Genomic DNA, 25,024 nt, shown 5'->3' on the forward strand with positions numbered 1-25,024 from the left:
TCTGATCGCGCGCCGAGCAAGGGGCGCGCCGCGTCATGCGACTCTTTGTAGGGCTCGGCAATCCCGGCGCGAAATACGCACGTAACCGGCACAATATCGGCTTCATGGCCGTCGACGAGATTGCGCGGCGTCATGGTTTCGCACCATGGCGCCGTCGTTTTCAGGGCGAGACCTCGGAAGGCATGCTCGGCACTGAGCGCGTGATCCTGCTCAAGCCCACGACCTATATGAACGACTCCGGCCGCAGCGTTCAGGAAGCCGCAGGCTTCTTCAAGATCGCGCCGGGCGACACCACGGTGTTTCACGACGAGCTCGAACTGCCGCCGGGCAAGGTGCGGGTGAAGATCGGCGGCGGCATTGCCGGGCATAACGGCCTCCGCTCGATCTCCGCGCATATCGGCAACGAGTATCGACGGGTGCGGCTCGGCATCGGTCATCCCGGCGTCAAGGAGATGGTGCACGGCCATGTGCTGTCGGACTTCGCCAAGGCCGACAACGACTGGGTGACGACGCTCTGCGACGCGGTGGCCGAGCATGCCGCACTGATCGTCAAGGGCACGGACGCGACCTTAGCCAACAGGGTGCATCTCGCGATGCAGGCGAAGGGATTTTTGACCAAGGACGAGAACGGCAAGGAATAACGCTCGTGGGATTCAAATGCGGGATTGTCGGGTTGCCCAATGTCGGCAAGTCGACCTTGTTCAATGCGCTGACCGAGACGGCCGCGGCGCAGGCCGCGAACTATCCATTCTGCACCATCGAGCCGAATGTCGGCGAGGTCGCGGTGCCCGATCCGCGGCTCGACAAGCTGTCGGAGATCGCCAAATCGGCGCAGATTATTCCGACCAGGCTGACCTTCGTCGACATCGCCGGCCTCGTGCGCGGCGCCTCCAAGGGCGAAGGCCTCGGCAACCAGTTCCTGGCCAACATCCGCGAGACCGACGCCATCGCGCATGTCGTGCGCTGCTTTGAAGATTCCGACATCACCCATGTCGAGGGCAAGATCGCCCCGCTCGCCGATATTGAGACCATCGAGACCGAGCTGATGCTCGCCGATCTCGACAGCCTCGAGAAGCGCGTCGACAACCTCACCAAGAAGGCCAAGGGCAACGACAAGGACGCCAAGGAGCAGCTCGACCTCGTCAACCGCACGCTGGTGCTGCTGCGCGAAGGCAAGCCCGCGCGCCTGGTCGAGCGCAAGGCGGAAGAGGAGCGCGCCTTCGGCATGCTCGGCCTGCTGTCGTCGAAGCCCGTGCTCTATGTCTGCAACGTCGAGGAAGGTTCGGCCGCAACCGGCAATTCGTTCTCCAAGGCGGTGCAGGATCAGGCCGCCAAGGAAGGCGCGGTTGCCGTCGTCATCTCCGCCAAGATCGAATCCGAGATCGCCACCATCTCGCGCGAGGAACGCGCCGACTTCCTGGAGACGCTGGGCCTCGAAGAGGCCGGCCTCGATCGCCTGATCCGCGCCGGCTACCGGCTGCTCGACCTCATCACCTATTTCACGGTGGGCCCGAAGGAAGCGCGCGCCTGGACCATCTATCGCGGCACCAAGGCGCCGGGCGCGGCCGGTGTGATCCACACCGACTTCGAGAAGGGTTTTATCCGCGCCGAGACCATTGCGTATGAGGATTACGTCGCGCTGAACGGCGAAGCCGGCGCCCGCGATGCCGGCAAGCTTCGCCTCGAAGGCAAGGAATATGTCGTCGCCGACGGCGACGTGATGCATTTCCGGTTTAATACGTAAGAGGCGAAGCTCGGTCCCGCATCGCGCCGTGCCCACCATCTATCCACGACCGCGAAAGTGGTGGGCACGCTTCGCTTTGCCCACCCTACGGCATCTGCACACGCCTCACCGCACCCCGCCGCTCTGATCCCTGATCGCGCCGAGATGCTCGTTGATGCGGAACACGATCAGGATCAATTCTGCGGCGATGCGCGAGAACACCACGCCGACGACGACGCCCGCGATCGATTCCAGCACGACCAGGAAGCCGGCGAACGGGCTGATCGCCATCGCGGTGAGACCGGCGAAGATTCCGGAGAGTCCGAACAGGCAGATCACGCCGATCACCAGCCAGTAGAAGGTCTTGATGATCGTCGGCGTGATGAAGCGGTCCCATTGAAACAGATCGCTGAATGAAAACATCTCTCTCCCCCGGGCAAATTGCGCCTGCGGCCCGCGTCAATCCGACAATGAGGCTGGTCTGGCCCGACTCGCCGAATGTAGCACGAGCCATGCGAGCCGGCGGGTTGAGATTGCCGCAAAGTGCGGCCACAATCTGACCTTCCCGCAAAGCATGGCCAAGATGACCCTGACCTTCGAAGATTTCCCGACCGGCCGGTATGGAACGTTCGGCCCGCGCCATGTCACCCGCGACGAAATTTTGGCCTTTGCCGCCGAGTTCGATCCGCAACCGATGCATCTGGACGAGGAGGCCGCGGCTAAGAGCATGCTGCGCGGCCTGTCGGGCTCGGGCTGGCACCTCTGCGCGCTCATGATGCGGATGATGGCCGACGGTTTTATTGTCCGCGCCGCTTCGCTGGGATCTCCCGGCGTCGACGAGGTGCGTTGGCTCTCGCCGCTCAGGCCGGGTGACGACCTCATGCTCGACGTCGATGTCGTGGAGGCGCGCACCTCGAAGAGCAGGCCCGGCCTCGGCATCGTCAAGTTCAAATGCACGATGCGCAACGCCAAAGGCGAAGCGCTGTGCGAGATGACCTCGCCGATCCTGATCGAGCGGCGCGCGGGAGCGGTCTGATGCGGTTTTTCGAGGACATCGAGATCGGTCATCGCCGCGACATCGGCAGCTACAATTTCACGGCGGAGTCCATCAAGATTTTCGCGGCGAAATTCGATCCGCAGCGCTTCCACCTCGACGAGGAGGAAGGCAAGAACTCGCTGTTCGGCGGGCTCGCAGCGTCCGGCTGGCATGTCGGCTCGGCCTGCATGAGTCTCCTTGTCGCAGATGGTCAGCGCCTGGCGCGGGAAGCCGCAGGGCGTGGCGAGGAGGTCGCGGTGTGGGGGCCGTCACCTGGCTTTCGCGACCTGCGCTGGATCAAGCCGGTGCTGGCCGGCGACACCATCAGCTATTCCAACGTCGTCATCGACAAGCGCAGCTCCGCCTCGCGCCCCGGCTGGGGCATTTTGACCGCCCGCACCACCGGCACCAACCAGCGCGGCGAGGAGGTCTATTCCATCACCGCCAGCGCCTTCGTGCCGATCCGGAAGGGCGCATGATCTAGAATTGATCGAGACGCTTCCCTTACCTCGCCCCGCTTGCGGGGAGAGGTCGGATCGCTCTTGCGATCCGGGTGAGGGGGTACAGGTCTCACGATGATCTCTAGCGTGGAGAGAGGCCCCTCACCCCGACCCTCTCCCCGCAAGAACGGGGAGAGGGGGGGAGAAATCGCGGAACTGTTGCCCGCGCGCTATGGACGCGATTCAGGGCTACTGCCATAAGCCTCCGCGAGATGGCTGGCCGCTACGAAGCAGCTGCCGGAACCATCGAGTTGCTAACCAATTATGAACCTGTCGCTGTCTATTTGAACGAACTGGGCAGAGGACAGGGGACGAGAACAATGGCAGACCGCGGCGCACTCAAGCTGGTCGGATTTATCTTCGCTACCGCGACGCTGGCCGTGATGCTGGTTGCCGGCATGGTGGTGAAGGGCTACGCCGACGGTGCCTACACCCTGGAAGCCTCGAGCGTCGACGCCAGCCGTTAAGAGCTCGTTTAACTCCGCGGGCCGCGACGCGGCCTCCGCCCTCAGCGGCTATAGACGAACGCCAAAATCGCGATCGCGACCGCCAGCAGCCCGACAAAGCGCAGCATGATGGTCCCGAACTGGTTCGGCGCGGGCCGCAGCGGTATCGGGTCCGTGTTCTCGGGCCGAATGCTTTCCATCTGAAAATGTCCCCGAGGCCCGGCCGTAGACGGCACGGGCGCTTGGCATTGGTCGCCGGGGATGGGCGGAGGGTTCAAGGCAGGCGACACCCTCCGCTGTCATGCCCCGGCTTGACCGGGGCATCCAGTACGCCGCGCCGTCACGGCTCTAGCCTCGCAGCCTCTGGAATACTGGATCACCCGCTCCAGTGCGCAATTGCGCACAAGGCGGGTGATGACACCGGCATTGAGGATCGATCCCCAGAAATCAAAACCGCCGCGCCCCTTCCGGAACGCGGCGGCTGGTGATGCTTGGGGCGCTTGATCAGCTGTTGCGCAGGCCGTCGGCGGCGCGCTTCCACTGGGCAACGTTGTCGGCGATCATGCGGGTTGACTTCATCGCGGCCTGGCTGAGCTGGGCGTAGCCGGAGATCTCGCGCTGGACGCGCTGGCCTTCGGCGTGAAGCAGGTCGCGCAGGCTCTCGAGCTCGGAGATCAGATTCTCGATCTCGGCGAGCGAGGTGCCGGCGACGCGCTGGATCAGCGAGTTGACGTTGGTGACGGTGGCTTCCGCGCTCGGATCGAGCGGCGGCGCATCTGTGGTGGTGGTCGCGGCCGGCCGGCGCAGATAGGCGATGTCGTTGCGGACGAAATCGCGGATGCCGGCTTCGACTTCCGTCGCGGCGGCGAGGTTGGTGTCGACCGTCTCGGTCTCGGTGGTCTCGGTCTTTTCCGGACGCATGGCGTTCATCGTTATTCCCCTGTTCGCGTTGAGCGCAGCGCGAGTGTCCCCGCACGACGATGTGTGTCAGGCCGGTGCATCAGGGCGTCCGATTTTGACCGCAACGGGGCCGAGATGCGGCAAGGGCGGACCATTCGGGGGTTTTGCCGTGGCGTATGGTTACGAGACTCTAAAGAAGGCTCACCAGCTCTTCTTGAAGCCCGCGGTCAGGCTCTTGTTGATCGCGCCTTGCGAGGTCTCGCCGACCGAGCCGGAGACGGTGACGTTGTCGAACAGCTTCTGCTCGGCGCCGACCTTGCGCAGCCATTTGTCGTCGGTGGTCGACATGGTCTGGCCGGCGGTGACGCTGGTGCCGGTGCCGGTGATCGTCACCTTCGCGGACTGGTCGGTCTCGTAATTGCGCGTAACGTGCCCGCCGACGCCGGGCAGCGCCGTGGTGCCCTGCTGGTTGACGCTGTAGCCGTTCTGGAGCGTCAGCGAAGTATCGTTCGACAGCGGCACCGATTTGGTCAGCGATGCGCCAAGCTTGCTCTGCTCGGCGCCGGGATCGACGCGGGCTTCGACCGCGGTCTTGTCCCAGACGGGGCCTGCGCCCGGCGCGGTCGCGGCGGCCCAGGCGCTGCCGGAGGATTGCGGCAGGTTGCCGCCATTGGCGGCCTTCTGCGCCAGCAGCTCGGACATCGTGGTCGGCTCTTTCGCCACCGTCATGTCGGCACCGATGCGGGTGTCCCAGAACGAGGACACCGACTGCTTCACGGTCACCGCCGAAGAGCCGTTGGCATTGGCGTTGGTCGACCAGTTCATGCCGTTATTGGCGGCAGCCTTCGCGCGCTTCTTGGCGGCGATGATGTCGTTGAGCTTGCCGGCGTCGATGGCGAGCTGGCCCCAGTCGAGCTTGTCGACGTCGATGCCTTTCAGCACATCGGGGTCGTTGACGTCGGCGGTCTCAGCGGCCTCGGCCTCCTCGTCAGATGCGGCGGCGGCAGGGGCGGGGGAGAAGGGCGGAATGATCTGTGCTGAGACCGTCAGCACCGAGCCGAAAATGAACGCAGCCGCCAGCGGCAGCCTGGTCCAGCCAAAACCTGTCTTGAATTCCATTGCCTTGCCCGCAAGCCCAGTTCGCGCACAGGATGCGGCGCTATCGTTGCAAAATTATGGCGCCCAAAATGACGAACCAACGGGCCGCGCGAGAAGGCGCGCGCCCGATGACGAGCATCTCCACGACGGCGTCCGGCGGGGCTGGAGGCCGGAACGTGCCGCGGGAGCATCAATCGATCGGTCCCGAATTGCGGAGCCCGTTGGTGTCCCCCTCAGCCGACGCTGGTCATCTTCGGCAGATGAATGGCGCGGCCGAGTGCCTGCTCGACCAGGTCAAACGTATCGATCAGCACACGCATGCTGATCAGCCGGTCCGCCCTGAACTGGGCGAACTGCGCCACGCGCAAGCTAATCGGCTTGTCGGAATCCAGCGCCGTGAGCGAATAGCGCAGCATCGAGGAGGCGGCATCGACGCCCAGCATGATGCTCTCGCGGTCGAAGCGGCGGACGCGGAAATTGTCGGCGAGCTGGCGGATGACGTGGAGCACGGCCGCCTTGCCCTGGCGCGCGCCGAGGAACGGAAACATGTCGATCGGGCCATAGATCGCCCACTCGACGTCCTCGTCGATCAGGGCCTCGATATCCTCGAAATGCCGGTCGTTGATCGCGCGGTGCAACGCACGCGAGAAACGCCAGAGGCTGTGCTCTGTCATCTTGGGGCGTCCTGAAACTGGCTTGCAAAAACGAAAAACAACCCCATGCGCAGTACTGCGCGGCGGGGCGTGCTCAATTCATTAGTGTACGAACAAATAGGCGATTTCGGCCAAAACGCAAATCACGTTTTTGCAATGCACGAGTGAGCGCGAAATGTGAGATTTACAATAGAACCCCGTATTTCTCCGGTTCCGACCCCGCTCCCGGCGGCGTTTGGCGAAGATTTGTAGTTCGGTACGCCCACCGCCGGCAAACCGAAAGATTCCGCGGAATGGGTTCTGGTCTTCGCCAAGGGCGACACCGGGTGATACGGAACAAGCGCTGTTGGAACCGCGATGCGCCCGCGCTCGTTGAGAGGCCGACATTCTTTTGGAGACATCGATCCCATGACACGTCCGCACATCATTCTCGCCGCCGTACTGCTCTCGCTGGCCGCGGCACCCGCCGCCAACGCCAAGGGCTGCATCAAGGGCGCCGTCGTCGGCGGCGTCGCCGGCCATTATGCCGGCCATCACGGCATGCTCGGCGCCGCCGCCGGCTGCCTCTACGGCCGCCACCGCGCGAACGAGCAGGACAAGCAGCAGCAACAGCAGAGCCAGAGCGGGCAGGGTAAGCTTTAGAGGGAAAACCTCGCTAAAGCTCCCTTCTATCCGGCACACCTCGATGGTAACTTCCATTCGCTCACGCTGGGGTTGAGTCGGGCGAGGGGATGATGGACATTTGGAAATCCTTGTGGGGCGTCGTCCTCGCAATCCTGTTCCTGTATTTCCTCGTAGCTTTCGTGGGAAAGGCTTCCCGTTCACCGGGCGTCAAATACAATTGGCTCGGCGTGTTGCTGTCGTTTTCGACGATCGGCTTCGCCATCTACCTCGTGTTCTTCCGTCAGCTCTGACGACGCTCGCCTGCCCGCTGCTGCTGCCGGTGCGTGAGCTATCCTACATCGCACGCTTCCCCCTGCGGCTAACGTCATCCGCAAGTCATCAGGGAGATGTGCCATGGCCGTCACCGCCGCCGCGAGGAAGATCACGGAATGGCGCACCCACCCGGTCGCCTCGTTGCAACTGGTCGCGATCGTGCTGTTGCTGTCGGTGATGGCGGTGGTGACGGCGAGCGTGGGGTAAGGGGATATCTCTCGTCTTGTCATTCCGGGGCGCCGCAAAGCGGCGAGCCCGGAATCCATAACCACGGACGGCGGTGATCCAGAAAACAGCTCGTCACTCTGGTTGATGCGAGCGCAGGAATTCCTTTGCCGCATCCCGCGTCGGAAAACAACCAAGCTCCTGATAATCGGCATCGTCTTCGGCCTCTTCGGACGAGCGCAGCAAAACAAACTTGCCGCCTTCCTCCACGATGAGTTCCGTCAAATCTTCGCTGTTGAACGGCGTCATGTCGCTGAAGCCGCAGTGCGGGCATTCATCGTCACAGGTGCACGACCATTCATCGGACCATACCTTCCTACAACGGTCGCAGCGGTAGAAGTTTAGAAACCAGGCCATGGCGAACCTCATGATTTCAGACGGTAGGTGCCGCGAGACAAAAACTCGACAAATCCTTGATCGCGCAAATACTGAAGCTGTTGGCGAATCTTTGGTCTGACGTTCTGATTGCCAGGATAGAGTTCGCCAAGATGCCGCTCGAAGCCGTAGACCTCCTCGAGCGTGAACTCGGACTTGCCGATCGCTTCCACGCACTTCATCACATCGAGCAACCAGCCACGCGACTCCAGCGACTCGCTTCTCAGGAACAGCGTCTTCTGCCATTCCTCCATTACCAGCTCCTTCGGTCGGATTACCCCATTCCGAACGATGTGAATCTTTCCAGACTCCGGCACCTTGCCAAGCAGGATGTTCGATCCGATCCAGCCCGCGCGACGTGCCGTTGCGGCGAGAGGCTTCCGCTCTTGGATGATTTCAGCAACGAAGAAGTGTTTCGGCACGATGAAGAGATTCACGACCGCAAGTGATGTGCGGTCGTAGTTCATCAGCAGGAGGTTTGGATTGTTGCTCGCAGCAAGCCGCTCGCACTTCGTCTTGTACGCCCCGTCCGATACCTTCGGACCGAACTTGCCCTTCTGGCTCTTGAGCTCGAATTCCTCTTTGCAGGAGGCGCAGAGGAAATCCGCGACGGGACTGTTGTTCGGAAACTGCGACATCTTCGCGGTGCCGCAATGCGGGCAGTAGGCCCATGCCTTGACCCAAGCTTCGGTCCATGCGCGGGCGCTTTGCGAGCCACTGGTGTAGGACAGTTGGGATTCTTCGAAGCCGAGTTTCATGATGCCAGCGTAACGAAACTCGTTCGAATTGCCAGCGCCCTACCTCTTCTTCCACCCACCCCGATGCCCCGGCGCCCCGCCGCTCGACCGTGGCGATGGCCCGAACTCCGGCCCCGACTGCTTTGAGTCCGTCGGCTGGATGATCCGGCTGGTGCTGCCGAACGGCTTTGACGGGAGCGTCGTGCTCTCGCGGTAGGGCAGCGATTCCGGGCCGTGCATCTCGTCGAGATGCGGCTTGTGCACCTTCGAGCCACTGCCGCCGCCGCTGGCTTTCAGCGCGGAGCTCACGGTTTTTTTCTTCATCGCGCTAACCGGCAAGTTGGCGGCGTCGCCGTATTTCTTGGTGCCGGCATAGGCGCCAGCCTTGCCCTGCACGGTGCGCTGTTTTGCGGTGGGGTCGTCGACCACCGCGAGCTCAGTGGCGCGCAGGCGCTTGACTTCGTCGCGGAGGCGGGCGGCTTCCTCAAAATTCAGATCGGCGGCGGCCTCGCGCATGCGCGTCTCGAGATCGGCGAGCACGGCCTCAAAATTGTGGCCGATCGAGATGACGTCGTCGGTCATGTCGTGGCCGCCGACCTCGACCAGCACGTGGTCGCGCTCGTAGACGGAGTTGAGGATGTCGCCGATCTGCTTCTTGACGCTCTCCGGCGTGATGCCGTTGGCGGTGTTGTACTCGACCTGCTTTTCGCGGCGGCGGTTGGTCTCGGCGATGGCGCGTTCCATCGAGCCGGTCATCTGGTCGGCATAGAGGATCACCTTGCCGTCGACGTTGCGCGCGGCGCGCCCGATGGTCTGGATCAGCGAGGTCTCGCTGCGCAGAAAGCCTTCCTTGTCGGCATCGAGGATGGCGACCAGCGCGCATTCGGGAATGTCGAGGCCTTCGCGCAAGAGGTTGATGCCGACCAGTGCGTCGAAGGCGCCGAGGCGGAGGTCGCGGATGATCTCGATCCGCTCGATGGTGTCGATATCGGAGTGCATGTAGCGGACGCGAATGCCCTGCTCGTGCAGATATTCGGTGAGGTCCTCCGCCATGCGCTTCGTCAGCACCGTGATCAGCGAGCGATAGCCGGCCTGCGCGGTGGCGCGGACCTCGCCGACGAGATCGTCGACCTGGGTGCGGGCCGGGCGGATATTGACCGGCGGATCGATCAGGCCCGTGGGGCGAATGACCTGCTCGACGAACACGCCGCCGCTTTCGTTCAGCTCCCAGGCGCTCGGCGTCGCCGACACCGCGACTGTCTGCGGCCGCATCATGTCCCATTCCTCGAAGCGGAGCGGGCGGTTGTCCATGCACGACGGCAGGCGGAAGCCGTATTCGGCGAGCGTCGCCTTGCGGCGGAAGTCGCCGCGGAACATGCCGCCGATCTGCGGCACGGTGACGTGGCTTTCGTCGGCGAACACCAGTGCGTTGTCGGGGACATATTCGAATAGCGTCGGCGGCGGCTCGCCGGGCAGGCGCCCGGTGAGATACCGTGAATAGTTCTCGATGCCGGCGCAGCTTCCCGTCGCCTCCATCATCTCGAGATCGAAGGTGGTGCGCTGCTCCAGCCGTTGCGCCTCCAGCAGGCGCCCATGATCGTGGAGCTGGTCGAGCCGCATCTTCAATTCGGATTTGATGGACTTGATCGCCTGCACCAGCGTCGGGCGCGGCGTCACATAGTGCGAATTGGCGTACATCTTGATGAATTCGAGCTCGTCCTGCTTGTGGCCGGTGAGCGGATCGAACTCCTCGATGGTCTCGATGGTGTCGCCGAACAAATTCACGCGCCAGGCGCGGTCTTCATAGTGCGCCGGGAAGATGTCGATGACGTCGCCGCGCACCCGGAACGTGCCGCGGGTGAAATCGGCCTGCGTGCGCTTGTATTGGAGCGCGACGAGATCGGCGATCAGCTGGCGCTGGTCGATGCGCTCGCCCTTCTTCAGCGCAAAGGTCATCGCGGTATAGGTCTCGACCGAGCCGATACCGTAGATGCAGGACACAGAGGCGACGATGATGACGTCGTCGCGTTCGAGCAGCGCGCGCGTCGCCGAGTGGCGCATGCGGTCGATCTGCTCGTTTATCGAGGAGTCCTTCTCGATATAGGTGTCGGTGCGCGGAACATACGCTTCCGGCTGGTAGTAGTCGTAATAGCTGACGAAATACTCGACCGCGTTGTCCGGAAAAAAACTCTTGAACTCGCCATAGAGCTGGGCGGCGAGCGTCTTGTTCGGCGCCAGGATGATGGCTGGCCGCTGCGTCGCCTCGATCACCTTGGCCATGGTGTAGGTCTTGCCTGAGCCGGTGACCCCGAGCAGCACCTGCGAACGGTCGTTGCGCTGGATGCCCTCGACGAGCTCGGCGATCGCGGTCGGCTGGTCGCCGCGCGGCTGGTACGGTGACTTGATCTCGAAGCGCACGCCACCTTCGGACTTCTCCGGGCGCGGCGGCCGATGCGGGGTCCACACTTTCGTGGAGCCGTCACCCTTGCGGAACTCTGGACGGCCCTCGCGGATCAGCGATTCCAGCGCGTCGGCCGTGGCCTTGACGCCGAGCGCCTCCATCTTGGTGCGCGGCGGACGCGCCAGGGCCTCGGCGTCGTCCTCCTCGGTGGGAAGGCCGAGCTGGCGGGCCAGTTCCGGGTCGAGCGTCGGAATCGTGGCCGCGGTTCCATAGTTGGCCTGCGGCGCCTCGTCGAAGCCGGCGCTCTCCCGAGCCCCCGGCGGCTGCGGATGGGGTCGCAGCGGCATCGACCGCGCCGAATCCTGCGGAAACTCCTTCGGCGTCGAGGCGCGCGCCCGATGCGCGGCGGCCTCGCCCCCGGAACGGCGGTCGCGCGAATTGTCGGGCGGCGGCTGCAGCCCGGTGCCGGATCCAAGCCCGGCATCGCCGCGATTGATCGCGGGATTCAGAAGTTCGGCCAGCGCCGGCCCGATCGGCTGCACGTCAGGGCGGTGCGCCTTGGAGTTCGGGGCCTTGGATTTCGGGGACTTTGGGGGAGCAGGTTTCTTCGCCATGCCGCGAATATGGGACGAGTCCGCCGCTCAGAAAAGGGCGAATGCCCATCCATGCGCAGACTGCTGACAGCAGGCAGGCGCTCCCCATGCGGCGAGGAGCGCCGGCTTGCGCCGCTCAGTTGGCCACCATGGTGTGATCGGCGAGATTCACCGTCACCATGTCGAAGCGAGACTGGGCCAGCGTCCGCACGCCGACCTGATGGAAGCCGATCTTGAGCTCCTCCTTGTCGACGTGGATCCGCAGATAGCCGTAATTGTGGTCGTCGTATTTTTCCAGCAGCAACTGCTTGACCCAGGCCGGCGGGTGCTTGCCCTCGAGATATCTGACATCCGAGCCGGCGTTCGGCTCCTGCGCCGGATGGCCCCGCGCGGCCCGGACCAGCGGGTTGACGTTGTGGCCGCCATCGCCGCAGACGATGAACGGCACATCGATCTCCTTGCCTCCGAAGTCGATGATCCTGCTGTAGCGCTGGTAGTTGTGCGCATGTGCCGACAGGAACGCGTGCGGATAGACACCTTCATCGTGGCAGACCTTGTCGATCTGCTTGAGCATGACCGTGCTGCATCCGTGATTGCCGCCGGCTCCGCCGCTGGCATTTGGCGGCGAGTAGCTGAAAGGCGGGTGATGTGTGGCGAGCAGTACGGCGCCCTGGTAGTTCTCGTCCTTGATCTTCTTGAGTTGGGCGTGCAGGAAATCGATCTGCACGTTGGAAACTGTCGGCCAGCCATGGTCGAGATTCGAGATTACGCCCGGGTCTTCCAGCGCGTTGCTGAACAGGCCGATGATCCTGACGAACGGAGCGTCCAGCGTGAAATAGACCGAGGGCTGGATCATCGCGGTCCGGTGCAACGATCCCGCTTCCCGCGTAATGGTGCGCTCGGTAGCGCAGAAATTGCGCTGGAACGTGTCCAGCGGAGTCTGCCCCTCCGGGGTGCCCGGAACGACGAAGGAATCATGGTTGCCGGGAATTGCGAAGATCGGAGCCGGATAGTTGCGGAAGGGATCGTAGAACTGGTCGTAGTAATACTGCGCCTCGCCGAAATTGTAGACGACGTCGCCGAGATGGAACAGGAACGCGGGCCGGTTGCCGTCAGACGACGAAGCTGCATCGAGAGTCACCTGGTCGGAGACGTGCAGTTCATCGGCGTACTTCCGGATGTTCGATGCTCCGGAATCGCCAAGCGCATGGAAGATGATCTTGCCGGCGTCCTCGATCACCTTGTTGACTTGCGGGCCGTGGCTTCCGTAGGCGTCAGCCAGCGGGACGACCGCGTCAGCTGCAATGCGCGATTGCGGAATAGCGACCACGTCTTTTTTCAGGAGATCGCCGATCTGCTTGTACAACTCGGCGTCGCTCGGGTGAGCGGTTGAAAACCCGTTGGGATCCGGCAGATTGTCGGCTTCGCCGAAAACGGGCTCGTGAAACACTGGATCAGGAAGATGGGATTGAGCGGTTCTCGCCATGGCAACGCCTCCCGGTTGGCGGCGAGAGTACGTGCGAAATATTACAACCTCAAGAAGTCGCGCTGTGTTCCACTCTTCGCAAGACGGACCTATCGCAAGACGGACTTGTCGTCTGACGCGGCGGAATGACGCCGGCAGCCAGAGCCGGAGATCACGCCGGCAGCGGTCCCTCGCCGTCCACGACCGTCAGGCGCGGCTCGAGGATGTCGAGATGGATTCCGCCGCAATCGGTGCAGCGCATCGTCCAGTACTCGCAGCCGGCGCGGCCGCCGATCACGCGGAGCACCGTGAGATCGCCGTCACATTCCGGGCATATCGCCAGCACCTTGCGCGAGTAAATCCGCGGCCGCGGAGCGTCTTCGAAGTCGATGACTGACATGAACCGGTGTCCCCCCTGTTACGCCGCGCTGTCGTTCGATAGGCCTATTCGTCGTCGCTGTCGTCGGCACGGCGGCGGAAGCGATCGATGTGATGCTTGGCGTCGGCGATCGCGGCGTCGGGATCGGGCCAGGCGAAGCCGACTTCCATGGCCGGAAACAGCACGCCGTCGATGGCAACCGGGCTGAAATCGGCGCGCCGGATCCGGGCGTGCCACAGTCCCTTGCCAGCTTCGAAGGATTCGATGTCAAAGCCGTCGTAGATGGTCGTCATTGGTAGTCCCCAAATGCTCTCGCGTCGGAGGGTTAAAGGACCACGTTTGCGGATTTCGAAATGTGAAGCCGTTCACAAGCGGCCGGCTTTTTCACCCGAAAGGATGATGGTCAGTTCCGTCCGGCGGCGCGCCCGGACCGCCGCGGCCGGGCCGCGGGTTCCGCGGCGGAACGCATGATCCAGCGGCGGAACGCGGCAAAATCGCGCTGTTCGGTCTGAAAACTGCGGTAGAGCAGGTACCAGCGCATGCCCTTGGGCACCGAGAGGTCGAACGGCGCGACCAGGCGGCCGGCGGCGAGGTCGTCGTCGATATAGGGCCGGATGCCCATGGCGATGCCGAGCCCGTCGGCGGCGGCCTGGAGCGCCTGGCCGTAAAACTGGAACTCCGGTCCGCGCGCGTTGATGCGGGCGAGGTTCGCGGCCTTCAGCCAGATCGGCCAGTCCTCGGGCGAATGCGTGACGCGGATCAGACCGGGCCCTTTGAGATCGGCCGGCCGCTTCAGGCCATTGGCGAGGCGGGGCACGCAGACCGGGGTGAGGTCGCCCGCGAACAGCGGTTCGGCGACGAGCCCCGGCCAGTCACCGGTGCCGAGCTTGATACCGCAACTCCAGTCCTCGCCGAACGGCACCTCGGCGCCGCCGGTGGTGAAGCGCACCTCGATGTCGGGCTCCTCGCTGCGAAACTCCGACAGCCGCGGGATTAGCCAGCGCATCGCAAAGGTGTGGCCGACGCCGATGGTGAGCACGCGCACGCTGGACGGCGCCGTCACCTGCGCGGTGAGGCTTGCCAGCGCGTCGAAGATCGGCGTCAGCCCGCTCTGATAGGCGCGCCCTGCCTGCGTCAGCACGAGCTTGTTGGCCTTGCGCTCGAACAGCGCGACGCCGAGCCGCTCTTCCAGCAGATGCACCATGCGGCTGACGGCGGCCGCCGACACGCTCAGCTCGATTCCCGCCGCAGCAAAGCTGCCGGTCCGCGCCGCGGCCTCGAATGCCTTGATGCCGTTGAGAAAGAGCAGGCGCCGCAAATGCAAAGACCCTCAGGAAAGCTGATGCCAGGCCAAGATAACTCAGTTTGCGCGAAGCGAGCAAGCGAGGCACGTTCCCCCTTGCCTCTCCCCCGCTTGCGGGGAGAGGCCGACACGCGCCGAGCGATGCGAAGCATCGTCCGAAGCGTGGCGGGTGAGGGGGAGTCTCCGCGAGGGCAGCTGCCACCGGGATTGCGGAGACAGCCCCTCACCCCACCCTCTCCCCGTAAGAACGGGGCGAGGGAGACCAACAGCGTTGCGTCCCTTACCCACGGGAGAACCCCTTCGTGACGCCCATCATGATCGCTGCCCTTGGATTGCTGATGGTCGCCACCGCGTTCCTGTCGGGGCTGTTCGGCATGGCGGGCGGGCTGATCCTGATCGGGGTGCTGCTCGCGCTGATGCCGCTGCCGACCGCGATGGTGCTGCATGCGATCACGCAGATGGCTTCGAACGGCTGGCGCGCCCTGCTGTGGCGCGCGCATATCCGCTGGCGGCCGGTCGCGAACTATCTGGTCGGCTGTGCCATCGCGCTCGCGGCCTGGTCGCTCACCCGCTACGTACCGGACAAGCCGATGGCGCTTTTGCTGCTCGGTGCCACGCCGTTCATGGCACGGCTGCTGCCGACGAATATCAAACCCGATCCGGATCGTCTCTGGCAGGGCACCGTCTACGGCACAATCTGCATGGGTCTGATGCTGATGACCGGCGTCTCCGGTCCGCTGCTCGACACCTTCTTCCTCGGCGGCGATTTCGGCCGGCGCGAGAAGGTGGCGACGAAAGCGATGTGCCAGCTCGTCAGCCATTTCACAAAACTGATCTATTTCGGCGGCGTCATCGACCAGGCCGCCACGATCGATCCGGTGCTGGCCGGCGTCGCGATCGTAGCCTCGATGCTCGGCACCACGCTGGCCCGGCGCATTCTCGAAGCCATGACCGACCAGCAATTCGTGGCCTGGTCGAACAAGCTGATCACCACCATCGCCTGCTACTACATCGCCTATGGCGGCTGGCTGCTGGTTCGGACGCCGGTGCTGGCCGCCTTCGACAAGGGAGGTTTGCAATGAGCGAGACGGCCGACCCGCTGGTGCTGGACTTCGTCGAATGGATCGCGCGCGAGCCGCGCGCTTATGCCGAGGTGATCTCGACCTGGAAGACCTCGTGCCCGCGCCTCACCATCTGGGAGGACGCCGCCGATCGCGGCTTCGTCGCGCGCGAGACGCTGCCCGGCATCGGCCTGATCATCGCGGTGACGGAAGACGGCGAAAGGCTGCTGCGAACCAACGGGCGGTGACGTCTCACGACATCGTCATTGCGAGCCCAAGCGAAGCAATCCAAAATGGGAGACCCTCACCCTGAGGAGCGCGCATCTTGCGCGCGTCTCGAAGGGCGAGGCCGAGATCGGGCCTTCATCCTTCCAGACGCGCGTTCCGCGCTCCTCAGGATGAGGATCTGGCAGGCAAGGATCTTCCATGTCGCTCAAACTCTTCGAACTCGTCGGCACCGACGCCTCGCGTCCCTTCAGCCCCTATTGCTGGCGCACGCGGATGGCGCTGGCGCATAAGGGGCTGACGGCGGAATCGCTGCCCTGGCGGTTCACCGAGAAGAGCACGATCGCGCCGCACGGCTCGGAGCGGGTTCCGGTGCTGCTGCATCACGACAAGCCTGTGGTCGAGTCCTGGGCGATCGCGAATTATCTCGAAGATAATTTTCCGGATCGCCCGTCGCTGTTCGGCGGCGAGGGCGGCCGCGCTATGGCGCGCATGCTCAATGCATGGGGCGACATCGCCATCGTCGGCGGCATCTTTCCGCTGATCGTTGCCGACATCCCCGGGAAACTCGACGAAACCGATGCCGCCTATTTCCGCAAGTCGCGCGAGGCGCGTTTTGGCGGCAAGACTCTGGAAGAGGTGATGGCGAGCCGCGATAGCGCTGTGATCGGCTTTCGCAAATCGCTGGAGGTGATGCGGCAGACCGTGAAGAAGCAGCCCTTCATCGGCGGCGCCGCGCCGAACTATGCCGACTACATCGTGTTCGGCGGTTTCCAATGGGCGCGCGTGGTGAGCCCGTTCAGGCTGCTCGAGGCCGACGACCCCGTCTATGCCTGGCGCGAGAAGCTGCTCGATGCGTTCGACGGCATGGCTCGGAACTCGCCCGGACATGCGGTGTAAGCTTCGTAGGGAGGCGCAAAGCGCCGTGCCCACCATCTCTCCACCACACGCAATGAAAATGGTGGGCACGCTTCGCTTTGCCCACCCTACGATACTGCCGTAGCCGCCGCCTTCCGCAAACACTCCCGGCACAGGCAATCCTCGCCCTTGACCGGCATCGGCAGCTTTGTCGTCCCCTCCGCGCACCAGCAATGGCCCGAGAGGTCGCAGCCGAACTCGGCGCCGCATCGGGAACAGGCGAGGCGGCGCGGGGCCGGTTGCGTGAGCGTGATATCTTTCGGATTTGTCATGATTTACGCAAAAGCTTCGCCGCCTTTTTCATGTCGGGTTCATCTCCAGCTGCGGTATATTAGGCGCCGCGCACCGACCAGGGAAGCGGTTGGCACCGCGCGGAGGACAAATCGATGGCCCGCGATTCGCAGGCCGCTCTCGTCGCGCTGAACCGCTTCGGCTTCGGCGCCCGTGGTGGCGCCTCCGGCGATCTCATCAATGCGGCTTCCGATCCCCGCGGCTTCGTGAAGGCGGAACTGGCGCGTCCCTACGCTGTGCTGCTGGAAGCGCCGGGCCTGCAATCGACGCCGCAACTTGGCCAGGCCGTGTTCGCCTATCAAGATCAGGTCAAGCAGGCGCGCGAAGCCGCCGCCAAGGCCGGCGCGCCAACTGAAGCGCCTCAGGCGGTGCCCGCCGATCAGAAGCCGGGGCTACGCCGCAATCTCTCGCTGAATGCCGTCGCCACCGAGATCGCCGGCCAGATGGCCGAGGCCAAGCCTGCCGATAACAAGCCGGCCGACAATGCGATGAAGCCCGACAGTATGCAGCCGAACGCGGCCGCGCCGGCTGCCGCAAAGCCGTCGCCGCAGCCGCTCAACGTGATCCAGAAGACCTTTCGCGCCGAGGCACTGGCGCGGCTGCAGCGCGCAATGATGGTCGATTGCGGCTTCACTGAGCGCCTGGTCGTGTTCTGGTCCAACCATTTCTGCATCTCCGCGAGCAAGGGCGAGCTGGCGCGGATGTGGGCCGGTGCGTTCGAGCGCGAGGCGATCCGCCCGCATGTGCTCGGCCGCTTCGCCGACATGCTCAAGGCGGTCGAGCAGCATCCGGCGATGCTGTTCTTCCTCGACAACCAGCAATCGCTCGGACCGGACTCGCGCGCAGGCCAGAACCGCAAGCGCGGGTTGAACGAAAATCTCGCGCGCGAGATCATGGAGCTGCATACGCTCGGCGTCGGCGGCGGCTATACACAGGAGGACGTCACCTCGCTTGCGCGCATCATCACCGGATGGACCTTTGCCGGCCGGCAGGGGCAACTCGGGGCACCCGGCTCGTTCGCCTTCAACGCCAACGCGCACCAGCCCGGGCCGCAACAGCTGCTCGGCAAGACCTATGAAGCGACTGGCCTGGCGCAGGGCGAAGCCGCGCTCGCCGACATCGCGCGTCATCCCTCGACCGCGAATTTCATCGCCACAAAATTCGTCCGCCACTTCGTTGCCGATGATCCGCCTCAGGCCGTGGTTGCCCGGTTGCGCGATGTCTTCGTCAAGACCGACGGCGATCTCAGGGCGCTTGCCACGGCTTTGGTCGATTCCGACGAAGCCTGGAAGGCGCCGCTGACCAAGATGCGCTCGCCTTACGATTTCCTGGTCGCGAGCGGCCGGCTGCTCGCGCGCGTGCCGGAGGATCCCGGCTTCTACCTCAACAGTCTGAACCTGCTCGGCCAGCCGCTGTGGGCACCGGCCGGACCCAACGGATTTCCCGACACTGCTGCGGCCTGGGCTGCGCCCGAGGGCGTCAAGCTCCGGCTCGACATCGCCTCGCAGATGGGCGCGCGGCTCGGGCCGAACATCGATCCGCTCGACCTCTTGGAATTCGCCGCGGCTGGCGCGGCGTCGATCGAAACGCGGCGAACCATCGAGCGCGCGGAATCGCGTCAGCAGGCCTTGGCACTGCTGCTGATGTCGCCGGAAATTCAGAGGAGATGATGATGATCGACTGCGCCGAAAACCGGCTCCTCACCTCGCGCCGCGGCGTTCTGCTCGGCGGCGCCTTCTTCGCGGCCTGGGCCTACTTGCCGAAATTCGCGCGCGCAGCTGACGGGCGCGATCCCCGGCTGGTGGTGGTGATCCTGCGCGGTGCGCTCGACGGGCTCGCGACCGTCGCGCCGGTCGGCGACCCCGACTATGCCGGCCTGCACGGATCGATCGCGCTCACCGCGGATGGCGCGCATCCCGCGCTCATGCTCGACAGCTTCTTCGGGCTGCATCCGTCGATGCCGGAATTTGCGCGGATGTATCGCGCGCAGCATGCCGCGGTGATTCATGCGGTGGCGACACCCTATCGCGATCGCTCGCATTTCGATGGCCAGGATGTGCTCGAGAGCGGCTATGCCGGGCCGGGCCGCGTGCAGTCCGGCTGGCTCAACCGCGCGCTGGAATCGCTGCCGCGCGGCGAGCGCGTGTCGAGTGGTCTCGCTGTCGGTCCCACCACGCCGCTGGTGCTGCGGGGCAACGCGCCGACCGTCGGCTGGGCGCCCGTCGCGCTGCCGCAGGCCGACGATGACACCGCGATGCGGCTGGTCGATCTCTACCGTCATCGCGATCCCGCTTTGGCTTCGGCGCTGTCGCAAGGTCTCCAGTTGGAAAAGGCCGCGAGCGGCGACGACATGAAGCCAAAGCCCGGCAATGCCGTCGCGCAAATGCGGCAGGTCGCGCGCGGCGCGGCAAAACTGATGGCCGCCGATGATGGTCCGCGCATCGCCGCGCTCGCCTTTGACGGCTGGGATACGCATGCCAATGAAGGCGGCCCCGTGGGGCGGCTTGCCTTCCTGCTCGGCGGTCTCGACGGCGCGCTCGCCGAATTCGAAAGCGGCCTCGGCGACCGCTGGCGCGACACCGTCGTCGTCGTCGCCACCGAGTTCGGCCGCACCGCGCGCATCAACGGCACCGACGGCACCGACCACGGCACCGGAACCGTCGCGCTGCTCGCTGGCGGCGCGGTAAAGGGCGGCCGCGTCATCTCCGACTGGCCCGGCCTCAAGCCCGCCAACCTCTATGAGGCCCGCGACCTCAAGCCCACCACCGATCTCCGCTCCGTGATCAAGGGCGTGCTGCAGAGCCAGTTCGGCCTGTCCGATCGCGTGCTGGCCGAGACGGTGTTCCCGGATAGCGCCAGCGCAAGGCCGATGAAGGGGCTGGTGGTTTGACTTCAACCTCTCCCCGTAAGAACGGGGCGAGGGAGTGAGAGAGCGGCGCTTCCTTCACATCAGGAGACCACCCGCATGTACATCGCCATGAATCGCTTCCGCGTCACCAAGGGCTCGGAAGCCGCCTTCGAGCAAGTCTGGTTGTCGCGCGACACCCATCTTGACAAGGTGCCGGGCTTCGTCGAATTCCACCTGCTCAGGGGGCCCGAGCTCGAGGATCATACGCTGTACGCCTCGCACACCGTGTGGGCGAACCATGCCGCGTTCGACGCCTGGACCAAGTCGGAGGCGTTTCGTGCTGCGCATCACAAGGCCGGCGACAACAAGCCGCTGTATCTCGGCCATCCCCAGTTCGAAGGCTTTGAAGTGATGCAGACGGTCGGACGCGGCGCGAAGTAGCGCCGCGCGCCAAAACGTCAGCCTTTTGTGATCTTGTCGATCTCGGCAAGATCGTCCGCGCTGAGCTGCCAGGCGATCGCCTTGACGTTCTGCTCGACCTGCTCGACGCGGGTGGCACCTGCGATCACGCTCGACACCTGCGGCCGCGCGGCGAGCCAGGAGAAGGCGAGCTCGAGCATCGAATGGCCGCGCGCCTTCGCAAAGGCCTGGAGCTTCTCGACGATGTCCTCGTTGCGCGGCGTGACGTAGCGGTCGCGCAGCGCGGGCGCCTTGCCGAAGCGCGTGTCGGCAGGCGCAGCAGTGCCGCGCTGGTATTTGCCGGTGAGCAGACCGCTCGCCAGCGGGAAGAACGGCAGCAGGCCGAGCTTGTATTCCTGCGCGGCCGGCAGCAGGTCCTGCTCGATGTCGCGGACGACGAGGCTGTACTCGTCCTGCGCCGAGACGAAGCGGCCGACATTCATCGCGCGCGCGATGAACTCGGCCTCGGCGATGCGCCACGCCGGAAAATTGGAATGGCCGATGTAGCGGACCTTGCCCTGGCGGACGAGATCGTCGAGCGCGCGCAGCGTCTCTTCCAGCGGCGTCAGCGGATCGTAATCATGCTGCTGGTAGAGATCGATGTAGTCGGTCTTGAGCCGCGTCAGGCTTGCCTCGACTGCATTCACGATGTAGCGGCGCGAGGCGCCCTGCTTGGTGCCGTCGGCCGCCATCGGCTTGGAATATTTGGTGGCGAGCACGATGTCCTTGCGGCGGTCGCCGAGAACGGTGCCGAGCACCGTCTCCGAGCCGCCCTGGCCTGCATAGATATCGGCGGTGTCGAACAGCGTGATGCCGAGATCGATCGCGCGGTGGATCACCTTGCGCGACGTTTCCAGATCGGTGCGCTGGCCGAAATTGTTGCAGCCGAGTCCGACTGCGGACACGCGTAGGCCGGAGCCGCCGAGATTACGAATTTCCATGGGAGATCCCGTCAGGAGAAAAGCAGGGCTATTGTGACCGCGGTGCGACGCAGCGGCAAGCACTTGCCTGCATTGCAGCCACGCTGGCGCAGAATTGCGGACAAAAAAACGCGGCCCCTGTCAGACGCGGCGACTGACGGGGACCGCTTTGGGGCGCTTGATCGGTGACGGGGGGGCCTGATCAGACGCAACTACAACTTACTCTCGGTGTGTTACGCGCGGGTGACAGGCGCAGTTATCCACAGGGACTCGCTTGCGTGAAAATCAGAAGATCTTGCGATAGACGATGAAGCCGGAGCGTTCCGCGACCTTGTCGTACAGGCTCTGCGCCGTGGTGTTGGTCTCGTGCGTCTGCCAGTAGACGCGCGGCGCGCCTGCGAGTTTTGCGCGCTCGTAGACGCTGTGGATCAGCGCCGAGCCGACGCCCTTGCCGCGCGCAGCCTCCGACGTGAAAAGATCCTGCAAATAGCAGGACGGCTCGATCGCGGTGGTGCTGCGATGGAAGAGATAGTTCGTCATGCCGAGCAGCCGGCCCTCGCTCTCGGCGACTAGCCCGTGCACCGGCTCATAGGCGTCGAAGAAGCGCTGCCATGTCACGCGCGTGATCTCGGGCGCAAGCGCGGTCGGCCCGGAGCGGCCGTAGAAGGCATTGTAGCCGTCCCACAGCGGCAGCCATTGGTCGTAATCCTGCCGTGTGACGGAGCGAATGGTGAACGACATCTGGAAAATCCGCGATTTCGAAGGATGCGTCCTTCATACGTGATGATGGCGTTGCGGATCAATTGTGATGGAGAAGGTCTTGTTGCGACCATCCTTCGAGACACCCGCCTTTGGCGGGCTCCTCAGGATGAGGACGCGTTTCGCGGCGAGATCCTAGACCCTCATGGTGAGGAGCGCCGCTTGCGGCGCGTCTCGAACCATAAGGCCGAGCTCTCGCATCACTCCGCAACGCGCAGATAGCGGATCAGCTTGCGCCCCGTGGGATCGCGCAGCGAGCGATAATAGTCGGCGCGGGCCGGCGCATCGGTGTGGCGCACGAGGTCGGTCACCGGCGTGGTGCTCAGCATGCGGCCGCCGTCGGGCAGCGCCGTGCAGACGAAACGCAGCACCTCGCCATTGCGCAAATTAATGTTGATCGGCGTGGCGTCGCCGATCCGCACCATCTCCATGCGCTGCGCGATGAAGACACCCAGCTCGTCCTCCGGCAGCTCGAACGCGCCGGTGTCGCGGCCGTGATACATCAGTGCGATGAAGGGTGGCTTGCCGTCGGCCTTGTCGTCCGGCAGCGCGAAATAATCGCGGAACGCGCTATTGATGAATTCGGCACGGGTCTCGGCATCGAGCAGCACGATGCCGATATCGACCTGGTCGAGCGCCGCTGACAGCCGTGCCGCAGTGGCGTGGTTGTGCCGTTCGGCCGCGAAGGCATCGAGCAGACGCTCGCGCATCAGACCGGTGATCGCGGCGGTGCCGGCGGTCGTGAGCGCGAGCAGGCCGAGTTGCGCGAGATTGGTCTCGGCAAAGCCTGGCGCGGTGCGGTGGCTGAGAGACAGCAGTGCGGCGCCGATCACGGCAATAGCGGCGCTGCCAAGCGCAGACGCAAAACCCGAGAGCGAGCCGGCCAACGCCACGATGCCAACGAACAGCGGCGCAAGCGACAGAGCGGGAGCATGACGGTCGAGCAGGATCGCCAGCAGTGCGATCGCTGCCGTCAGCACGGGACCGGAAATAGCACGCCATCCGAACCGCATGGGCCTGGCTCATTCCTCCCTGAACGGGATAAGGCCGTCAGACTGATCCATGGTTGCGCAAGCGCAATGCGGTTTCGCGCGGTGCGCTTAAGGGGGGCTTGCCTGCGTCCCCAAAGCTTTCGGATCATTTTAGACCAAATGCGTATGCATGATGCGCTCTCGCGGCGCGGGCGCATCCAGCGTCGAAATCCCCGGGCCCTTGCGGGTGCCGACGAAAATCAAAAGCGATGCCGCGACCAGGATGGCCGCAGTCAGGGTGATTGCAACGATGACCACAGGCGATTTCATCGATGTCCCATCACGATGCCGGTCGGCGCGGCGCCTTGAAGGCAGGACCAGGATGAAACGGGGATCAGGCCGGCAGACCCATTGCCATGGTCGCTTTGGTCGTCAGTACAGTGAGGGTGACGATCAGGCATAGCGAGAGGGCGGCGACGGCGAGTGAGGCCGCAACCGCGTTGGTCAACCGGGAAGACGAAACGGTATCGGTTTGGCCCTGAAAGCCTGCCGTGCCGGACGCCCGAATCATGGTCTAAATCCTTCAACGTGCGAGCGAATCACCCGCGACGTCGAACAACCTCACAATTTCAACTGGCAATATTGCGGCGGCTAACCCGCTGAAAGCGGCGGGATTGGGGCAAAGGTTAACGCTATGCCCGCTATTTCTTAACGCTGCACCGGTTTCACACCCCGGCAGCGATGCTGGCGGGGTCGTCGATGTCGGCGGGCCGCCAGTCCATCATGACGAAACCGGGCGCGGCCTCGACGCGCTTCAGCCAGTCCCGAATCGCCGGGAAGGGCGCTAGGTCGAAGTCGCAGCGGTCGGCGAGGTGGGTGTAGCCGTACAGCGCGATGTCGGCCACCGTGAGCTGGCGGGCGGCGAAATAGGGGGTAATCTTGAGGTGGTTCTCCATCACCTGGAGCGCGCCATAGCCGCGCTCCATCCAGTCCTCCAGCGCGTGGGTCTGGAGGTCGCGGCCGCCCTTGACCAGCGACAGCCAGAAATACGCCGCACCAATGTTCGGCTCGAGCGCGTGCTGCTCGAAGAACATCCATTGCAGCGCCTCGGCGCGATCGATCCGGTTCTCCGGCGCGAGCGGCGTGCCGACGGCGACGTACCACAGGATGGCATTGGACTCGGCGAGAAAGCGGTTGTCGCCGACCTCGAGCAGCGGCACCTGTCCAGACGGATTCTTCGCCAGGAAGTCCGGCGTCTTGCTCTCGCCGCGCAGAATGTCCACCTCGATGGGTTCGTAGGGCACGTTCAGCAGCGCCAGCGCAAGGCGGACCTTGTAGCTGTTGCCCGAGCGTTGCATCGAATAGAGCTTGTACATTCTGGGAGTTCGATTCCGAAGGACGGGAAGGCGCGGTGCTTGTTGCCCCGCACCGCGGCTAAACAATGATGCCGATGCGAATCCGCCGCAAGGGCTGCCCCCTAGAAAAACTCGAAAACCCTACCGCACTGCAACGCCGCGGAAGATCATGTTCGTGCGACGCTGCAAATCAGATCACGCTTGCGTCAACATGCACGACGCACCGTTGGCAACATCAACTGATCGTCAGTTTCGTGGCGCTCGCGCGGTGCAAAATTGCTCGGAGGACAAGCCTTGCCGGATATGAGGGGTTTGCCCGGCAAAGTTGCGGAAAATTGCGGGAAACCGAGCCTTGAAATGCTCCAAATCCGTAAACTTTTCCGAGATCGGGCCGAAGTTTCTTGCGGTGCAGCGGCACACGTTTTAGGGTGTCTCCATTCCCACAAT

The 25,024-nt window shown here is 64.2% G+C and carries 33 protein-coding genes; 14 read left to right on the forward strand and 19 right to left on the reverse strand.

The window, feature by feature from the left end; all coding sequences use genetic code 11:
- Positions 1 to 35 precede the first annotated feature (35 nt).
- A complete protein-coding gene (gene pth / locus ACP2YP_RS06640; protein WP_426423138.1) occupies positions 36 to 641 on the forward strand; it encodes an aminoacyl-tRNA hydrolase in 606 nt (201 codons plus the stop codon).
- 5 nt (positions 642 to 646) lie between these two features.
- On the forward strand, positions 647 to 1,744 hold the full coding sequence (ychF, locus tag ACP2YP_RS06645) for a redox-regulated ATPase YchF (RefSeq protein ID WP_426423139.1): 1,098 nt from the start codon (positions 647 to 649) through the stop codon (positions 1,742 to 1,744).
- Positions 1,745 to 1,849: 105 nt separating this feature from the next.
- On the opposite strand, the gene ACP2YP_RS06650 is transcribed toward ychF, so the two are convergent.
- Positions 1,850 to 2,146: a DUF4282 domain-containing protein gene (locus ACP2YP_RS06650; RefSeq protein WP_426423140.1), complete on the reverse strand. Its 297-nt coding sequence runs from the start codon at positions 2,144 to 2,146 to the stop codon at positions 1,850 to 1,852.
- Positions 2,147 to 2,306: 160 nt separating this feature from the next.
- On the opposite strand from ACP2YP_RS06650, the gene ACP2YP_RS06655 reads away from it, so the two are divergent.
- From ACP2YP_RS06655 to ACP2YP_RS06665, 3 genes are all read left to right on the forward strand, one after another.
- Positions 2,307 to 2,759: a MaoC family dehydratase gene (locus ACP2YP_RS06655; RefSeq protein ID WP_426423142.1), complete on the forward strand. Its 453-nt coding sequence runs from the start codon at positions 2,307 to 2,309 to the stop codon at positions 2,757 to 2,759.
- Complete coding sequence (locus tag ACP2YP_RS06660; RefSeq protein WP_426423143.1) at positions 2,759 to 3,238, forward strand: MaoC family dehydratase; 480 nt, start codon at positions 2,759 to 2,761, stop codon at positions 3,236 to 3,238. Before ACP2YP_RS06655 ends, ACP2YP_RS06660 begins: the two co-directional genes overlap by 1 nt.
- 341 nt (positions 3,239 to 3,579) lie before the next feature.
- Positions 3,580 to 3,726, forward strand: a complete 147-nt coding sequence (locus ACP2YP_RS06665; protein ID WP_027534250.1) for a hypothetical protein — start codon at positions 3,580 to 3,582, stop codon at positions 3,724 to 3,726.
- 41 nt (positions 3,727 to 3,767) lie between these two features.
- Here ACP2YP_RS06665 and ACP2YP_RS06670 read toward each other — a convergent pair whose 3' ends face one another.
- From ACP2YP_RS06670 to ACP2YP_RS06685, 4 genes are all read right to left on the reverse strand, one after another.
- Positions 3,768 to 3,905 carry a hypothetical protein gene (locus ACP2YP_RS06670; protein ID WP_187434827.1) on the reverse strand — a complete coding sequence of 46 codons (138 nt, stop codon included), beginning with the start codon at positions 3,903 to 3,905 and terminating at the stop codon, positions 3,768 to 3,770.
- A gap of 304 nt (positions 3,906 to 4,209) precedes the next feature.
- Positions 4,210 to 4,635 carry a hypothetical protein gene (locus tag ACP2YP_RS06675; RefSeq protein ID WP_426423144.1) on the reverse strand — a complete coding sequence of 142 codons (426 nt, stop codon included), beginning with the start codon at positions 4,633 to 4,635 and terminating at the stop codon, positions 4,210 to 4,212.
- Positions 4,636 to 4,806: 171 nt separating this feature from the next.
- On the reverse strand, positions 4,807 to 5,724 hold the full coding sequence (locus tag ACP2YP_RS06680; protein WP_426423146.1) for a hypothetical protein: 918 nt from the start codon (positions 5,722 to 5,724) through the stop codon (positions 4,807 to 4,809).
- 212 nt (positions 5,725 to 5,936) lie between these two features.
- Positions 5,937 to 6,377 (reverse strand): nuclear transport factor 2 family protein, encoded by a 441-nt coding sequence (locus ACP2YP_RS06685; RefSeq protein WP_426423147.1) that lies wholly within the window; start codon positions 6,375 to 6,377, stop codon positions 5,937 to 5,939.
- A gap of 387 nt (positions 6,378 to 6,764) precedes the next feature.
- On the opposite strand from ACP2YP_RS06685, the gene ACP2YP_RS06690 reads away from it, so the two are divergent.
- From ACP2YP_RS06690 to ACP2YP_RS06700, 3 genes are all read left to right on the forward strand, one after another.
- On the forward strand, positions 6,765 to 6,998 hold the full coding sequence (locus ACP2YP_RS06690; protein ID WP_426423148.1) for a hypothetical protein: 234 nt from the start codon (positions 6,765 to 6,767) through the stop codon (positions 6,996 to 6,998).
- 92 nt (positions 6,999 to 7,090) lie between these two features.
- Positions 7,091 to 7,270, forward strand: a complete 180-nt coding sequence (locus tag ACP2YP_RS06695) for a hypothetical protein (protein ID WP_426423149.1) — start codon at positions 7,091 to 7,093, stop codon at positions 7,268 to 7,270.
- A 103-nt stretch (positions 7,271 to 7,373) separates the two neighbouring features.
- The gene (locus tag ACP2YP_RS06700; RefSeq protein ID WP_426423151.1) at positions 7,374 to 7,499 is read left to right on the forward strand and encodes a hypothetical protein; all 126 of its coding nucleotides are present in this window, start codon (positions 7,374 to 7,376) and stop codon (positions 7,497 to 7,499) included.
- Between the two features lie 93 nt (positions 7,500 to 7,592).
- Here ACP2YP_RS06700 and ACP2YP_RS06705 read toward each other — a convergent pair whose 3' ends face one another.
- The 7 genes from ACP2YP_RS06705 to ACP2YP_RS06735 all read right to left on the reverse strand — a co-directional run bounded on the left by ACP2YP_RS06705 (position 7,593) and on the right by ACP2YP_RS06735 (position 14,785).
- Positions 7,593 to 7,874 carry a hypothetical protein gene (locus tag ACP2YP_RS06705; RefSeq protein ID WP_426423152.1) on the reverse strand — a complete coding sequence of 94 codons (282 nt, stop codon included), beginning with the start codon at positions 7,872 to 7,874 and terminating at the stop codon, positions 7,593 to 7,595.
- A gap of 8 nt (positions 7,875 to 7,882) precedes the next feature.
- Positions 7,883 to 8,650 carry a DpnI domain-containing protein gene (locus ACP2YP_RS06710; RefSeq protein ID WP_426423154.1) on the reverse strand — a complete coding sequence of 256 codons (768 nt, stop codon included), beginning with the start codon at positions 8,648 to 8,650 and terminating at the stop codon, positions 7,883 to 7,885.
- A gap of 39 nt (positions 8,651 to 8,689) precedes the next feature.
- The gene (gene uvrB / locus ACP2YP_RS06715) at positions 8,690 to 11,644 is read right to left on the reverse strand and encodes an excinuclease ABC subunit UvrB (protein WP_426423156.1); all 2,955 of its coding nucleotides are present in this window, start codon (positions 11,642 to 11,644) and stop codon (positions 8,690 to 8,692) included.
- Positions 11,645 to 11,759: 115 nt separating this feature from the next.
- The gene (locus ACP2YP_RS06720; protein WP_426423157.1) at positions 11,760 to 13,109 is read right to left on the reverse strand and encodes a metallophosphoesterase family protein; all 1,350 of its coding nucleotides are present in this window, start codon (positions 13,107 to 13,109) and stop codon (positions 11,760 to 11,762) included.
- 151 nt (positions 13,110 to 13,260) lie between these two features.
- Positions 13,261 to 13,488, reverse strand: coding sequence for a hypothetical protein (locus ACP2YP_RS06725; RefSeq protein ID WP_426423159.1), 228 nt, complete (start codon positions 13,486 to 13,488; stop codon positions 13,261 to 13,263).
- Between the two features lie 44 nt (positions 13,489 to 13,532).
- A complete protein-coding gene (locus tag ACP2YP_RS06730; RefSeq protein WP_247320737.1) occupies positions 13,533 to 13,760 on the reverse strand; it encodes a hypothetical protein in 228 nt (75 codons plus the stop codon).
- A 110-nt stretch (positions 13,761 to 13,870) separates the two neighbouring features.
- Positions 13,871 to 14,785 (reverse strand): LysR substrate-binding domain-containing protein, encoded by a 915-nt coding sequence (locus tag ACP2YP_RS06735; protein WP_426423161.1) that lies wholly within the window; start codon positions 14,783 to 14,785, stop codon positions 13,871 to 13,873.
- A 287-nt stretch (positions 14,786 to 15,072) separates the two neighbouring features.
- Here ACP2YP_RS06735 and ACP2YP_RS06740 point away from each other — a divergent pair, with 287 nt between their 5' ends.
- The 3 genes from ACP2YP_RS06740 to ACP2YP_RS06750 all read left to right on the forward strand — a co-directional run bounded on the left by ACP2YP_RS06740 (position 15,073) and on the right by ACP2YP_RS06750 (position 16,956).
- Positions 15,073 to 15,852 carry a TSUP family transporter gene (locus tag ACP2YP_RS06740; RefSeq protein WP_426423162.1) on the forward strand — a complete coding sequence of 260 codons (780 nt, stop codon included), beginning with the start codon at positions 15,073 to 15,075 and terminating at the stop codon, positions 15,850 to 15,852.
- On the forward strand, positions 15,849 to 16,079 hold the full coding sequence (locus ACP2YP_RS06745) for a hypothetical protein (protein ID WP_148777692.1): 231 nt from the start codon (positions 15,849 to 15,851) through the stop codon (positions 16,077 to 16,079). Before ACP2YP_RS06740 ends, ACP2YP_RS06745 begins: the two co-directional genes overlap by 4 nt.
- 178 nt (positions 16,080 to 16,257) lie before the next feature.
- The gene (locus ACP2YP_RS06750) at positions 16,258 to 16,956 is read left to right on the forward strand and encodes a glutathione S-transferase family protein (RefSeq protein WP_426423164.1); all 699 of its coding nucleotides are present in this window, start codon (positions 16,258 to 16,260) and stop codon (positions 16,954 to 16,956) included.
- A gap of 86 nt (positions 16,957 to 17,042) precedes the next feature.
- Here ACP2YP_RS06750 and ACP2YP_RS06755 read toward each other — a convergent pair whose 3' ends face one another.
- Entirely contained in the window at positions 17,043 to 17,246 is a 204-nt protein-coding gene (locus ACP2YP_RS06755) for a cysteine-rich CWC family protein (RefSeq protein WP_426423166.1), read from the reverse strand.
- A 114-nt stretch (positions 17,247 to 17,360) separates the two neighbouring features.
- Between ACP2YP_RS06755 and ACP2YP_RS06760 the strand changes: the two genes are divergently transcribed.
- The 3 genes from ACP2YP_RS06760 (at position 17,361) to ACP2YP_RS06770 (ending at position 20,554) form a co-directional block, all read left to right on the forward strand.
- The gene (locus ACP2YP_RS06760) at positions 17,361 to 18,935 is read left to right on the forward strand and encodes a DUF1800 domain-containing protein (protein WP_426423167.1); all 1,575 of its coding nucleotides are present in this window, start codon (positions 17,361 to 17,363) and stop codon (positions 18,933 to 18,935) included.
- A 2-nt stretch (positions 18,936 to 18,937) separates the two neighbouring features.
- The gene (locus ACP2YP_RS06765; protein ID WP_426423169.1) at positions 18,938 to 20,155 is read left to right on the forward strand and encodes a DUF1501 domain-containing protein; all 1,218 of its coding nucleotides are present in this window, start codon (positions 18,938 to 18,940) and stop codon (positions 20,153 to 20,155) included.
- 75 nt (positions 20,156 to 20,230) lie between these two features.
- Positions 20,231 to 20,554, forward strand: coding sequence for an antibiotic biosynthesis monooxygenase family protein (locus ACP2YP_RS06770; RefSeq protein WP_426423171.1), 324 nt, complete (start codon positions 20,231 to 20,233; stop codon positions 20,552 to 20,554).
- 17 nt (positions 20,555 to 20,571) lie between these two features.
- Here ACP2YP_RS06770 and ACP2YP_RS06775 read toward each other — a convergent pair whose 3' ends face one another.
- The 6 genes from ACP2YP_RS06775 to ACP2YP_RS06800 form a co-directional block, all read right to left on the reverse strand.
- Entirely contained in the window at positions 20,572 to 21,513 is a 942-nt protein-coding gene (locus tag ACP2YP_RS06775; protein ID WP_426423172.1) for an aldo/keto reductase, read from the reverse strand.
- Between the two features lie 264 nt (positions 21,514 to 21,777).
- Complete coding sequence (locus tag ACP2YP_RS06780) at positions 21,778 to 22,233, reverse strand: N-acetyltransferase family protein (protein ID WP_426423173.1); 456 nt, start codon at positions 22,231 to 22,233, stop codon at positions 21,778 to 21,780.
- Positions 22,234 to 22,451: 218 nt separating this feature from the next.
- The gene (locus ACP2YP_RS06785) at positions 22,452 to 23,264 is read right to left on the reverse strand and encodes a PAS-domain containing protein (protein ID WP_426423175.1); all 813 of its coding nucleotides are present in this window, start codon (positions 23,262 to 23,264) and stop codon (positions 22,452 to 22,454) included.
- Between the two features lie 129 nt (positions 23,265 to 23,393).
- A complete protein-coding gene (locus ACP2YP_RS06790) occupies positions 23,394 to 23,552 on the reverse strand; it encodes a hypothetical protein (protein WP_426423176.1) in 159 nt (52 codons plus the stop codon).
- Positions 23,553 to 23,616: 64 nt separating this feature from the next.
- On the reverse strand, positions 23,617 to 23,793 hold the full coding sequence (locus tag ACP2YP_RS06795; protein WP_426423177.1) for a hypothetical protein: 177 nt from the start codon (positions 23,791 to 23,793) through the stop codon (positions 23,617 to 23,619).
- Positions 23,794 to 23,947: 154 nt separating this feature from the next.
- Positions 23,948 to 24,598, reverse strand: coding sequence for a glutathione S-transferase family protein (locus tag ACP2YP_RS06800; RefSeq protein WP_426423178.1), 651 nt, complete (start codon positions 24,596 to 24,598; stop codon positions 23,948 to 23,950).
- Between the last annotated feature and the right edge of the window lie 426 nt (positions 24,599 to 25,024).

Origin of the sequence: Bradyrhizobium genosp. A (assembly GCF_049949275.1) — a bacterium.
GTDB lineage: Bacteria > Pseudomonadota > Alphaproteobacteria > Rhizobiales > Xanthobacteraceae > Bradyrhizobium.